This is a genomic window from Tardiphaga sp. 285_C5_N1_2, from assembly GCF_052076065.1.
Lineage (GTDB): Bacteria > Pseudomonadota > Alphaproteobacteria > Rhizobiales > Xanthobacteraceae > Tardiphaga > Tardiphaga robiniae.
Genome location: NZ_CP197241.1, coordinates 3,948,069 through 3,961,237, shown reverse-complemented (window position 1 = coordinate 3,961,237; position 13,169 = coordinate 3,948,069). Strand labels below are relative to the sequence as shown.

Here is a 13,169-nt window from a genome sequence, read left to right as displayed (position 1 = left end):
CAGGTTACTTCCATGTCACCGCGGGGCGGGCTCGCAAAACCGCCCCCGACAAGGCATTATATGACTCGGCTAGCGTGATGCTATTGCCTTGTCGGCGGCGGCGCGATTCGCGGATGGGTTCGGAGACGACACGATGACGGAGCAGGCGAGACCTCAGCGGATCACCATCATGTTTGGTGGCCTGAACAAGGAGCGTCTGGTGTCGGTGGCCTCCGCACAGGCCCTGCACAGCGCGTTGCCCGATGCGGATCTGTGGTTCTGGGATGCCGATGACCGCGTCTACGAGACGTCGGGCACGGCGCTGCTCTCCCATGATCGTCCGTTCGAGGATCCGTTCAAGCCCGGTGGCAGCAGCATCGGCGTGCTGACGCAGGCGCTCGACAAGGCCCAGGCCGAGAACCGCGTGCTGGTGCTCGGCATGCATGGCGGCGCTGCGGAGAATGGTGAGCTGCAGGTGATGTGCGAAATGCGCGGCATCCCGTTCACCGGTTCCGGTTCGGCATCATCCAATCTGTCTTTCGACAAGGTCGGCGCCAAGCGCTTCGCGGCCATCGCAGGCGTGCCCATCGTGGCGGGTGTCGCATTGAACGACATGGAAGCCGCGCTCGCCGAATACGGCAAGCTGATCGCCAAGCCCGCACGTGACGGATCGAGCTACGGCCTGATGTTCGTCAATGCGAAGCAGGATCTCGTTGCTGTGCGCAATGCGGCCAAGACCGAGGACTATGTGATTGAGCCGTTCGTCGCCGGCGTCGAGGCGACCTGCGCCGTGCTTGAGCAGGCCGATGGCTCGCTGATCGCATTGCCGCCGATCGAAATCATCCCGGCTGATGGCGGTTTCGACTATGAGGCGAAGTATCTCGCCAAATCGACGCAGGAAATCTGCCCCGGGCGTTTCACGCCCGAGGTTTCCGCGGCGATCATGGATTTCGCGGTCAAGGCGCACCGCGCGATGTCGTGCCGCGGCTATTCGCGGTCGGACTTCATCGTGTCGGCCAAAGGCCCAGTCTATCTGGAGACCAATACGCTTCCGGGCCTGACCAAGGCTTCGCTCTATCCCAAGGCGCTCAACGCCCAGGGGATCAGTTTTGTGGATTTTTTGAACGGCCAGATCGAGCTCGCGGTGAAACGGGCAGGCGGGTAGGCGGCCTGCCATCTCACTCCGTCATGGCCGGGCTTGTCCCGGCCATCCACGCCTTACTTCGCTGCGAAGACGTGGATGCCCGGCACAAGGCCGGGCATGACGGAGTTTAATCGCTGGCCGGCGCAACACCCGATCACCCGCGTTAATTCCGGCAACCCCGCGACGCCGGCCATGAAGCTGCCGCAGTTCCCTCGGGCGCGTCGGCCACACCTCGGCTAAAGTCTTCCACAGCCGTATCAAATCGCGCTCTGCGCCCATCCCCTTTACACTTTGTTTACCAGGAAGGCCGAAGGTTAACGCTGGCGGCGCGTATGCGCTTGGCTGCCGAGGCGTGAGCTTTGCGGGGACTCCGTGACGACGCGTATCGATGGAAAACCGGCCTTTTTCAAAGGCTTGAATCCATCCCGGCAGGACCGAGACGTCACTCGCGCCTCAAGTCCCGCGCCAATGCGGACGTAACCTGTGACGAGCTCGTGGTATGGATGGTGGAGGACGCCTCTCTCGGTCGGTGCGACCCTTGAGGCCCCAAGCTGATCTTAAAATGGCTGCCCTTGGGGCAGGCATTCTGCTGCGTGAGCAGCTGAGTCCGCTCGCCCGCTTCTGGGCCCGTTTTCGTGCCGCCAAGCCTGCCGTCCGCGAACAGAGTTCCAATCGCTTCATCGCGACGCTTGAGCGTTACGCGCCGCGCCGCGTCGGAATTGCGGCCACCGTGTTGATGCTGACGGGCAGCCTCGCGCTCGGTGTGGTCAAGGGCAATCACGTCGACGAAATGGTCGAAGCTTTCAGCGATGCGCGCAATGCTGCGGCCAATGCCGCCGGCTTCCGCATTGCCTCCGTCATTCTCAACGGCCGCAAGCAGCTGACCCAGGACGAGATCCTGGCCATCGGCGGCGTCAATGGTCGCTCTTCGCTGTTCTTCCTCGACGCCGCGGCTGTCCGCGACAAGCTCAAGGCCAATCCGTGGATCGCTGACGCCAATGTGCTGAAGCTCTATCCGAACCGTCTGCAGATCGATGTCACCGAGCGCACGGCCTTTGCGCTGTGGCAGGAGGACGGTCGTCTCTCGGTGATCGCCGATGACGGTGCCGTTCTCGAAAACTACGTGTCGCGCCGCTTCATGTCGCTGCCACTGGTGGTGGGCAAGGGCGCCGACAGCAACGCCAGGGATTTCCTCGCGCTGCTCGATCGCTATCCGCAGGTCCGCTCGGTCACCAAGGCCGCGATCTTCGTCGGCGAGCGCCGCTGGAATCTCCGCCTGAAGGATGGCCTCGACATTCGCCTCCCGGAAATCGACGTCGGCAACGCGCTGGCCATGCTCAGCAAGCTCGACAAGGAAGATCGCCTGTTCTCGCGCGACATCGTCGCCATCGACATGCGGCTGTCGGATCGGCTGACCGTGCGGCTGTCGGAAGACGCCGCGAAGGCGCGCGAAGATCTGTTCAAGGCACAAGACAAGTCCAAGAAGAAGGCTGGCGCGGCATGACCGGTCTCGATCGCAACCAGGCGCCGAAAACGCGTCAGATGGCGGCCAACCGCACCGCGCTGGTGGCGTCGCTGGACGTCGGCACCAGCAAGATCGCGTGCATGATCGCGCGTCTGCGGCCATCCGCGCCGAACGAAGCCCTGCGCGGCCGCAGCCATGCGGTTGAACTGATCGGCTACAGCCAGATCCAGTCGCGCGGCGTCAAGTCCGGTGCGATCGTCGATATGGGCGAGGCCGAGCAGGCCGTCCGTCAGGCGGTGGCGCTGGCCGAACGTATGGCCAAGGTTCGCGTCGAATCCGTTTTGCTGTCGGTGTCGGCCGGTCGCCTGCAGGGCCAACTGATTGAAGCGTCAGCCGATATCAAGGGCGGCGCCGTCACGGCCTCCGATATAGCACGCGTCACCTCGACCGGCATGCGCCACGCGACGCCGCCGGGCCGCACGGTGCTCCACGCATTGCCGGTCGGCTATTCACTCGATGGCGTGAAGGGCATTCGCGATCCCAAGGGCATGGTCGCCTCGCAGTTCGGCGTCGATATGAATGTCGTCACTGCGGACGCGACGGTCGCACGTAACCTGATGCTGGTCGTCGAGCGCTGCCATCTCAATGTCGAAGCCATGGCTGCGGCGCCCTATGTCGCAGGTCTCTCTGTTCTCACCGATGACGAGACCGATCTCGGCGCTGCGGTCGTCGAGATGGGCGCAGGTACGACAACGATCGCGACCTATTCCGGCGGACGCTTCGTGCACGCGTCGGGATTTGCGGTCGGCGGGCAACACATCACCATGGATCTCGCGCGCGGACTCGGTGCTTGCATCGCGGATGCCGAGCGAATCAAGACGTTATATGGCACGGTGCTGACGGGTGGCTCCGATGCGCGCGAACTCATGAACGTGCCGACGGCTGGTGATAACGATCGCGATTTTCCGCAGGTCGTATCCCGCGCCACGATCGCGAACATCGTGCGTCAGCGTGCCGAGGAGATTTTTGAAATGGTCAGGGACCGGTTGGCGGATTCGCCCTTCGCTGCAGAACCGCGCGCACGCGTGGTGCTGTCAGGCGGCGCGTCGCAGCTCACGGGCCTTGCCGAACTCGGCAGCCAGATTCTCGGACGGTCCGTTCGCATTGCACGACCACTCGGCTTCGGCCGGCTGCCCAATGAAGCCAAGAGCGCTTCGTTCGCGGTGCCGTCGGGCCTGCTGGTCTATCCGCAATTCGCTCATCTTGAACATGTCGAACCGCGGCATACGCGGCAGCTCAAGACAGGGACCAGTGACGGTTATTTCGGAAAGGTCGGACGATGGCTTCGAGAGGGCTTCTGATGAAATTTTTCCGACCAGTGTTTTTTCCATCTCCGACGCCATCGGCCACCGGCCAATGGCATGACCACACAACGCGCGCGTAATCGAGAGGCAACCTCATGACCATCAATCTCAACGTTCCTGATATCAGCGAGCTGAAGCCCCGCATTACCGTGTTCGGTGTCGGTGGCGCTGGCGGCAACGCCGTCAACAACATGATCACCGCAGGTCTGCAGGGCGTCGATTTCGTCGTCGCCAACACCGATGCGCAGGCGCTGACCATGTCGAAGGCCCAGCGCATCGTGCAGATGGGCACGCAGGTCACCCAGGGTCTCGGCGCCGGTTCGCAGCCCGACGTTGGCGCTGCCGCCGCGCAGGAAGTCATCGACGAAATCCGTGATCACCTGACCGGCGCCAATATGGTGTTCGTCACCGCCGGCATGGGCGGCGGCACCGGCACCGGCGCTGCTCCGGTCATCGCCAAGACCGCGCGCGACATGGGCATCCTCACCGTCGGCGTGATCACCAAGCCGTTCCACTTCGAAGGCCAGCGCCGCATGCGCACGGCCGAAGCCGGCATTGCCGAGCTCCACAAGGTGGTCGACACGCTGTTGATCATCCCGAACCAGAACCTGTTCCGGGTCGCCAACGAGAAGACCACTTTCGCCGACGCCTTCGCGATGGCCGACCAGGTGCTCTACTCGGGCGTTGCCTGCATTACCGACCTGATGGTCAAGGAAGGCCTCATCAACCTCGACTTCGCCGACGTGCGCGCAGTCATGAAGGAGATGGGCAAGGCGATGATGGGCACCGGCGAAGCCACCGGTGAGAAGCGCGCGCTGACCGCAGCGGAAGCTGCGATCGCCAACCCGCTGATTGACGATAGCTCGATGAAGGGTGCCCGCGGCCTGCTGATCTCGATCACCGGCGGCAAGGACCTGACCCTGTTCGAAGTCGACGAAGCCGCGACCCGCATTCGCGAAGAAGTCGATGCCGACGCCAACATCATTGTCGGCGCCACCTTCGACGAGAGCCTCGACGGCGTGATCCGCGTGTCGGTCGTCGCCACCGGCATCGAACAGGCCATGCTGGCCCGCAATTCCTCGGCTCCGGTCACCACCGCGACCTCGGCCGTTGCGGCTCCTGCTGGCAACGGCGCTCCGGATGCCCGCCTGGCCGATCTGACCGCGCGTCTCCGCGCGGACAACCAGCGTCTCGCTGCCGCAGCGGCTGCCAAGTCTGCTGGCGCTCCGGCGCCCGCTGCCGCGCCCCGCGCCCCGGCGACCAGCCATGAGCGTGCCGCGCTCGCCGCCATCGCCGCTGCTGTGGCTCCGGAAGCCGCTGCGCCGCAGCAGTATGGCGACGTGATGGTGCGTCCGATCGCGCAGAAGCCCTCGCTGTTCCCGGAAGCGCCGCGTCAGGAAGCCCCTGTCGAAGCGCCGATCCCCGAACAGTTCATTCCGCCATCGGCCGAACGTGCTCCGCTGCGCGCTCCGCGGATGCCGAAATTCGAAGAACTGCCGATGCCGGCCCAGAACGAGATCCGTCAGGCACGTGGCGAATCGGAAGAGGAACCGCAGAAGGCTCGCCTGTCGCTGCTGCAGCGTCTGGCCAATGTCGGTCTCGGCCGCCGCGACGAGGAAACGGAAGCGCCGGTCTCCGGTCGTCCGTCGGCCCCGCCGATGGCTCCGATGCCGCCGCTGCCCGAGCGTAAGCCACAGCGCAGCGTCGCCCAGCAGATGGGTAACGAGCCGCCGGTGTCCGAATACGCCCGCCGTCCGGCCCCGCAGGGTCTTGATTCTCATGGCCGTCCGGCACCTGTTGCGCCGGCGCCACAGGGCGATGATCATCTGGATATCCCGGCCTTCCTGCGCCGCCAGACCAGCTGACCTTTGTTACAATCGTGACGACGACAGAAGCCCCGGCTGGATCAGCCGGGGCTTTCGTTTGTGACAGCCACCAAAAGGCGTAGGATTTCTTAACCTATTGATAGTAAGTCATTAATCTTTACCGTCGCGCTCTGCCAAGGCTCGAAACGACCGTGGAACCGGCAGAAATTTTGGTTAACCCCTGGCCTGATTGCGGCAAAGGTGGGGTAACAATCGGTAAAAAAGCGTGAGTTGGCGCACTTTGTGGCAGGGGTTAATGTGACTGCGACTCGGGGACTCAGGAGGCCGCAAGGTTCGACTGAGAGAGTCCCTCTCATGACGAGAGGCTACTTGGGTGGGTACCTTATGACTTTCAGCCGACAGACAACGCTTGGATCGCAAGCCACCGTTACCGGTGTCGGCGTCCATTCTGGAAAGCCTGTCAGTCTCACGCTTGGACCTGCGCCCGTCGATGCAGGTTATATTTTTGTTCGCACCGGTCTTGAAGGTGCTGATCGCGAAATCCAGGCCGACGCCAAATCCGTTATCGCCACCGAGTTTGCCACCGTGCTCGGCGATCGTGAAGGCCCAATCGTTTCCACCGCCGAACATGTTCTCGCTGCGCTGCGCGGCATGGGCATCGACAACGCCACCATCGAAGTCGATGGACCGGAAGTGCCGATCATGGACGGCTCCGCAGCCGCCTTCGTCGCCGCCATCGATCAGGCCGGCGTTGTGGAGCAGGGCGCCCGTCGCCGCTTCATTCAGGTTCTCAAACCGGTGCAGGTTGCCATCGGTGACTCGTTCGGCGAAATCCGCCCCCACGCTGCGGGTTTCCGCGCCGAAGTCGAAATCAGCTTCGCCAATCCGGTGATTGGCCGCCAGAGCTACGTGCTCGATCTCAATCCCGAATCCTTCCGCCGCGATATCGCCCGTGCCCGCACCTTCGGTTGCATGAACGACGTGGCCCGCCTCTGGAGCGCCGGTTTTGCGCTCGGCGCGTCCTTCGAGAATTCCGTCGTGTTCGACGATGACAAGCTGCTCAACACCGAAGGCCTGCGCTACAGCGATGAATGCGCCCGCCACAAGGTGCTGGACGCTGTCGGCGATCTCGCGCTGGCAGGTCTGCCGATCCTCGGCGCTTACCGCTCGGTGCGCGGCGGCCACAAGCTCAACAACGCCGTGCTCTGCGCCCTGATGGCCGATCGTTCGGCCTGGAAGATCGTCGAAGCCGATGCCGTCCCTGTCCGCCGCGGCCGCGCCAGCGCCGATGTCACCTCGGGCATGCTTGGCGGCATGATCGCCCCGGCTTTCGGCCCGGACGTTTCCTAAGATCGGGCTTTCTGGCCTTCTTCTACCCGCTGCCGGTATTTTGCGTTGCGCTTTTGCGGGCGCGTAGACCTTTGCGGGCACCGAGACATCCCCGGTAACCATAACCGCCTGTATCTCCACATCCTTCGCCTTAATCCGGGCGAAATGGCTCCGTATCCGGTTGGTTAACGGATGTCATTCGGGTAGATAGAGCACGCGGTCAAGCGAAGCTGCGGGCGCGTATCCGGTTGGTCCGTGATTGTGCGCGTACCGCGCAGACACCGCATGAAGGCGTCAGGTCTCAGATATATGTCGGCACAGCGCATTACGCTCGAATCCCGTGATTCCCTGCTCACCCGCTTCGGCCGCCATGTGCGGTTGGCGTCGGGCCTCATCGTGCTGGCCGTGCCGCTGAGTGGCTGCGGCACCGGCGCACTGTGGGACAAGTTCGGCACCAAGGACGACACTTTCGTCGAGGAGCCCGCCGACAAGCTCTACAATGAGGGCTTGTACCTCATGAACAACAACAAGGATCCCAAGGCCGCCGCGAAGAAATTCGAGGAAGTCGATCGTCAGCATCCGTATTCGGAATGGGCGCGCAAGTCGCTGCTGATGTCGGCCTATGCGGCCTACGAATCCGCCGACTACGACACCTGCATCGGCTCGGCCACGCGCTATGTGACGCTGCATCCCGGCAGCCCGGATGCGGCCTATGCGCAGTATCTGATCGCCGCCTCGCATTACGACCAGATCCCGGACATCTCGCGCGACCAAGGCCGCACCGAAAAGGCAATGGCTGCGCTCGAGGAAGTGGTCCGCAAATATCCGACCTCGGAATATGCGACCTCGGCCAAGAAGAAGCTGGAAGGCGCACGCGACCAGATTGCCGGCAAGGAAATGGAAATCGGCCGCTACAATCTCGACAAGCGCAACTACACCGGCGCCATCAACCGCTTCAAGACCGTCGTGACACAGTACCAGACCACGCGTCACGTCGAGGAGGCGCTGATGCGCCTGACCGAGGCCTATATGGCGATCGGCGTGGTCAACGAGGCGCAGACCGCTGCCGCCGTGCTTGGCCACAACTTTCCTGACAGCAAGTGGTACAAAGACGCCTACAATCTTGTAAAGTCCGGCGGTCTCGAGCCGAGCGAGAACAAGGGGTCTTACCTGAGCAAGGCCTTCAAGAGATTTGGCCTCGGTTAGGAACTGACCTCCCATGCTGGCCCGTCTGTCGATCCGTGACATCGTCCTGATCGAACGGCTCGATATCGAGTTTTCCCGCGGTCTTGCAGTGCTGACCGGTGAAACCGGCGCCGGCAAATCCATTCTTCTCGATGCGTTTGCGCTGGCGCTCGGCGGCCGCGGCGATGCCGGGCTCGTGCGCCACGGCGTCGAGCAGGGCCAGGTCACGGCCGTGTTCGATCTCGCCAAGGGCCATCCGGCGCTGGCGATTCTCAAGGACAACGGCTTCGACGACGATTCCGGCGAGATGATTCTGCGCCGGGTGCAGCTCGCCGACGGCCGCACCCGTGCCTTCATCAACGATCAGGCGATCTCCGTGCAGACCATGAAGGCGGTCGGCGCCGCTTTGGTCGAGATCCACGGCCAGCACGACGAGCGCGCCCTGGTAGATGCCGCCACGCATCGCCGGCTGCTTGATGCTTTCGCCGGGCTGGAGAAGGACGTCACCGCGCTGGAGACGCTCTGGGAGGCCCGCAAGTCCGCTTATGCGGCCCTTGAAAGCCATCGCGCCAATATGGAGCGTGCCGCGCGCGATGCCGATTATCTGCGCCACGCCGCCGATGAGCTGAAGAAGCTCAACCCGAAGGACGGCGAGGAGAGCAAGCTTGCGGAGCGCCGCACCGGCATGATGCAGGGCGAGAAGATCGCGGCCGACCTGCGCGAGGCGCAGGAGGCCGTGTCCGGCCATCATTCGCCGATCTCGTCGCTGGCCGCCGCCGTGCGCCGGCTGGAGCGCCGCGCCGGTTCATCGCCGTCGCTGGTCGAGCCCGCGGTGAAGGCGATCGACGTCGCCATCAACGCGCTGGAAGAAGCCGACCAGCATCTTGCCGCCGCGCTCATCGCCGCCGATTTCGATCCTGCGGAACTCGAGCGTATCGAGGAACGGCTGTTCGCGCTGCGCGGCGCCGCGCGGAAATATTCGACACCGGTCGACGGGCTCGCCGCGCTGGCCGCAAAATATTTTGCCGATGTCGCCACCATCGATGCCGGCGCCGGCCAGCTCAAGGGGCTGGAGACCGCGGCCTCTGACGCCGACAAGAAATACGCCGCCGCAGCGGCAAAACTTTCCGCGGCGCGCATCAAGTCCGCCGAGAAGCTCAACAAGGCCGTCATCGCCGAACTCGGTCCGCTCAAGCTCGAACGTGCCAAGTTCATCACCCAAGTCGACAGCGATGCGGCGACGCCGGGTCCGCACGGCATCGACCGCGTCGAATTCTGGGTTCAGACCAATCCCGGCACCCGCCCCGGCCCGATGATGAAGGTCGCCTCCGGCGGCGAACTCTCGCGCTTCCTGCTGGCGCTGAAGGTGGTGCTCTCCGACAAGGGCTCCGCACCGACTTTGGTGTTCGACGAAATCGACACCGGTGTCGGCGGCGCGGTGGCCGACGCCATCGGCGCGCGCCTGGCGCGGCTCGCCGGCAAGGTCCAGGTGATGGCCGTCACCCACGCCCCGCAGGTGGCGGCGAGGGCCGACCAGCATCTGCTGATCTCCAAGGACGCCCTCGACAAGGGCAAGCGCGTGGCGACGCGCGTCAACACGCTGGCGGAGGATCACCGCCGCGAGGAAATCGCGCGGATGCTCGCGGGTGCGGAGATCACCGCCGAAGCGCGGGCCGCAGCGGAGCGGCTGCTCAAGGGCGCGGCGTAAAAACGCGCGAAGTTGGGCCTCACACTGTCATTCCGGGGCGCTCGCCTCTTGGCGAGCGAACCCGGAACCGCGACGTGCACCTTGTTTCACCATTGTACTCCATCATGCCCGGCCTTGTGCCGGGCATCCACGTCTTTACAACAGCGCTTCAAGGCGTGGATGGCCGGGACAAGCCCGGCCATGACGAACATCGGTGACCGCGTATGGCAAAACCCGCAAAAACTCCCCCCGACATCTCCACGCTCACGAAGCCCAAAGCGAAGATCGAGCTGATGCGGCTGTCGCTGGAGATGGAAGCGCACAACAAGCGCTACTATCAGGACGACGCGCCGACGGTGTCGGACGCGGAGTATGACGCACTGCGCCAGCGGGTCGAGGCGATCGAGGCGAAGTTTCCGGACCTCGTCGCAAAGGATTCACCGACACAGACGGTCGGCGCAGCGCCCGCGCGTGGCTTTGCAAAGATCCAGCATGTGGTGCCGATGCTGTCGCTGGGCAATGCGTTCAGCGATGAGGAAGTGACCGAATTCGTGGAGCGCATCCAGCGCTTCCTCAAGCTCGATGAAATCCCGGCCATCGTCGCCGAGCCGAAGATCGACGGTCTGTCGCTGTCGCTGCGCTACGAGAACGGTGAGTTGATCCGCGCCGCCACGCGGGGTGACGGTTTCACCGGCGAGGACGTCACCGCCAATGTTCGCACCATCAAGGACATTCCCACGACGCTGAAAGGCAAGCACATCCCCGCCGCCTGCGAGCTGCGCGGCGAGGTCTATATGCTCAAGAGCGACTTCCTCGCGCTCAACAAGAAGCAGGAAGAGGCCGGCGACACCGTCTTCGCCAATCCCAGAAATTCCGCGGCCGGCTCGCTGCGCCAGAAGGACGTGGCGATCACTGCGTCACGTCCGCTGAAATTCTTTGCCTATGCCTGGGGCGAGATGTCGGACTATCCGATGGCGGAGCCGACCCAGCACGCGATGATCGCGTGGCTGGACAAAGTCGGCTTCACCGTCAATCCTGAGATCACCTCGTGCAAGAGCGTTGATGACGCGCTCGCCTTCTATCGCCGCATCGGCGAGATCAGGGCCAAGCTCGGCTATGATATCGACGGCGTCGTCTACAAGGTCGACCGCATCGACTGGCAAGCGCGTCTCGGATTCGCCGGCCGCGCGCCGCGCTGGGCCATCGCGCATAAATTCGCTGCCGAACAGGCGACGACGGTGCTGGAGAAAATCGATATCCAGGTCGGCCGCACGGGCGCACTGACACCCGTGGCGCGGCTGACGCCGATCACCGTTGGCGGCGTCGTGGTGTCGAACGCCACACTGCATAATGCCGACTACATCGCGGGCATCGGCAATGACGGCCAGCCGCTGCGCGACGGCGTCGATATTCGCGAAGGCGACACCGTCATCGTGCAACGCGCCGGCGACGTCATTCCGCAGGTCGTCAATGTCGTCCTCGACAAGCGGCCGAAAAGCGCGAAGCCGTATGAATTTCCCACCAAATGCCCGGTCTGCGGCAGCCACGCGATCCGCGAGAACGACGAAGTCGTCACGCGCTGCACCGGCGCGCTGGTCTGCCCGGCGCAGGCAGTCGAGAAGCTCAAGCATTTCGTCTCGCGGCTGGCCTTCGACATCGATGGGCTCGGCGACAAGCAGATCCAGGAATTCTACGACGAGGGCGTCATCATGCATCCCGTCGATATCTTCACGCTGGCCAAACGCGACGAGCGCAACACCAAGAAACTGCGCGACCGCGAGGGCTATGGCGAGACCTCGGTGCGCAACCTGTTCGCCGCCATCGATGACCGCCGCAAGATCGAACTCAATCGCCTGATCTTCGCGCTCGGCATCCGCCATATCGGCGAAGGCAATGCCAAGCTGCTGGCGCGACACTACGGTTCGTTTGCTGCGTTTCGCGAGGCGATGCTTGCGGCTGCTGCGGGGCAGGGCGCTGAGGAGAATACGTCTGAAGCCTATGCCGATCTCAACGCCATCGATGGCGTCGGTGAAATCGTCGCCGATGCGGTGGTCGAGTTCTTCGCCGAGAAACGTAACGTGAAGGCGCTCGACGAGTTGCTGAGCGAGATCGAGGTGCTCGATGTTGCACAGGCCAAGACCGATACGCCGGTGGCCGGCAAGACCGTGGTGTTCACGGGCTCACTGACCAAGTTCACGCGTGATGAGGCGAAGGCGGGTGCCGAGCGTCTCGGTGCCAAGGTCGCAGGCTCGGTGTCGAAGAAGACGGACTATGTCGTCGCGGGTGAGGACGCCGGTTCGAAACTCACCAAGGCACGCGATCTCGGCGTCGCGGTGCTCACGGAAGAGGAGTGGCTGGCGCTGATCGGGGGGTAGGGGCGGTCGGGTTCGGGCATTTTCCGGCGCGCCTTGCCCACACTCGCCATTTCGGGTGTTGTCTTGGCTCGTCATTCCGGGGCGCATGAAAGCGGCAACGCCGCTGAAATGCGAACCCGGAATCCCGGAGTGTTTTGCGCTGAACATGCCGAGATTCCGGGGTCGCGATACGCCGCCTTCGGCGTCTCCTCGCGCCCCTGAATGACAGTTTGGCGCACCCAAACATTTATTCCTATATCCCGTTGACAATATCTCCATCAGGTTTATATTCCCCTTCGTCCTGCCCCACCGAGAGGGGCGATCGCGATCGTCACGTTCGCGGGGTGGGATGCGGTGGACGCCGGAGATGCGGCGTTACGCGGTTTGGGGGTGACGTCTGTCTTCGGGCAGGATGGATCTGCGCCAGCACTGCCACTGGCAAGGAGACGACCGACCTTGGATGGAAAGAGCCCTGGACAGTGTGACGGACGACCAAATCGAAACGCGTTCGGCCAAGTGCTTTGCGGCTACCCTGTCCCTCCGCCCTGGGACATTAATTTTGGTGATGGGACCGTTCGCCATGGCAGATGTGCAAGCAACCGAAAAAACACCGTATGCGGAACGTCGGGCACTTGCCTGACGCCTCCGAAAGTCCTGATGCATTCTCAATTGCGGAAGACCGCATTCGCATCAGGCCCAAGGGTGCAACGGGCACCCGGCGTTCCGCACGCCCTCTCACAGGGGGCAGGGAATGCAAGAGACGACGGCGCCCCCGCGCCGTAAACAACAGGGGTGATGACGCATGTCTGAAAAGCAGTGGCTGTTTGACAGTTGAA

Annotated in this window: 8 protein-coding genes; all 8 read left to right on the top strand. The window is 63.5% G+C overall.

The features are described 5' to 3' along the window. Nucleotides 1-133: 133 nt before the first annotated feature. The 8 genes from AB7951_RS18760 to ligA all read left to right on the top strand — a co-directional run bounded on the left by AB7951_RS18760 (nt 134) and on the right by ligA (nt 12,354). Entirely contained in the window at nt 134-1,144 is a 1,011-nt protein-coding gene (locus tag AB7951_RS18760) for a D-alanine--D-alanine ligase (protein WP_120289302.1), read from the top strand. A 478-nt stretch (nt 1,145-1,622) separates the two neighbouring features. Then, nucleotides 1,623-2,627 carry a cell division protein FtsQ/DivIB gene (locus AB7951_RS18755; protein ID WP_089267340.1) on the top strand — a complete coding sequence of 335 codons (1,005 nt, stop codon included), beginning with the start codon at nt 1,623-1,625 and terminating at the stop codon, nt 2,625-2,627. After that, nucleotides 2,624-3,949, top strand: coding sequence for a cell division protein FtsA (gene ftsA, locus AB7951_RS18750; RefSeq protein WP_068734085.1), 1,326 nt, complete (start codon nt 2,624-2,626; stop codon nt 3,947-3,949). The genes AB7951_RS18755 and ftsA overlap by 4 nt, the downstream gene beginning before the upstream one ends. Nucleotides 3,950-4,047: 98 nt before the next feature. Continuing rightward, on the top strand, nt 4,048-5,817 hold the full coding sequence (ftsZ, locus tag AB7951_RS18745; RefSeq protein WP_120289048.1) for a cell division protein FtsZ: 1,770 nt from the start codon (nt 4,048-4,050) through the stop codon (nt 5,815-5,817). 345 nt (nt 5,818-6,162) lie between these two features. Beyond that, a complete protein-coding gene (lpxC, locus tag AB7951_RS18740) occupies nt 6,163-7,128 on the top strand; it encodes a UDP-3-O-acyl-N-acetylglucosamine deacetylase (RefSeq protein ID WP_089267338.1) in 966 nt (321 codons plus the stop codon). Nucleotides 7,129-7,416: 288 nt separating this feature from the next. Continuing rightward, nucleotides 7,417-8,313 (top strand): outer membrane protein assembly factor BamD, encoded by an 897-nt coding sequence (locus AB7951_RS18735; protein WP_120289304.1) that lies wholly within the window; start codon nt 7,417-7,419, stop codon nt 8,311-8,313. A 13-nt stretch (nt 8,314-8,326) separates the two neighbouring features. Continuing rightward, a complete protein-coding gene (gene recN, locus AB7951_RS18730; protein WP_120289050.1) occupies nt 8,327-10,000 on the top strand; it encodes a DNA repair protein RecN in 1,674 nt (557 codons plus the stop codon). 203 nt (nt 10,001-10,203) lie between these two features. Then, complete coding sequence (gene ligA, locus AB7951_RS18725) at nt 10,204-12,354, top strand: NAD-dependent DNA ligase LigA (RefSeq protein ID WP_120289051.1); 2,151 nt, start codon at nt 10,204-10,206, stop codon at nt 12,352-12,354. Nucleotides 12,355-13,169: the final 815 nt, after the last annotated feature.

What these genes read in the sequence shown, in the direction of transcription:
- AB7951_RS18760 (WP_120289302.1), top strand. Translation starts at nt 134, where the DNA reads ATGACGGAGCAGGCGAGACCTCAGCGGATCACCATCATGTTTGGTGGC.
- ligA (WP_120289051.1), top strand. Translation starts at nt 10,204, where the DNA reads ATGGCAAAACCCGCAAAAACTCCCCCCGACATCTCCACGCTCACGAAG.
- lpxC (WP_089267338.1), top strand. Translation starts at nt 6,163, where the DNA reads ATGACTTTCAGCCGACAGACAACGCTTGGATCGCAAGCCACCGTTACC.
- ftsZ (WP_120289048.1), top strand. Translation starts at nt 4,048, where the DNA reads ATGACCATCAATCTCAACGTTCCTGATATCAGCGAGCTGAAGCCCCGC.
- AB7951_RS18755 (WP_089267340.1), top strand. Translation starts at nt 1,623, where the DNA reads ATGGATGGTGGAGGACGCCTCTCTCGGTCGGTGCGACCCTTGAGGCCC.
- ftsA (WP_068734085.1), top strand. Translation starts at nt 2,624, where the DNA reads ATGACCGGTCTCGATCGCAACCAGGCGCCGAAAACGCGTCAGATGGCG.
- AB7951_RS18735 (WP_120289304.1), top strand. Translation starts at nt 7,417, where the DNA reads ATGTCGGCACAGCGCATTACGCTCGAATCCCGTGATTCCCTGCTCACC.
- recN (WP_120289050.1), top strand. Translation starts at nt 8,327, where the DNA reads ATGCTGGCCCGTCTGTCGATCCGTGACATCGTCCTGATCGAACGGCTC.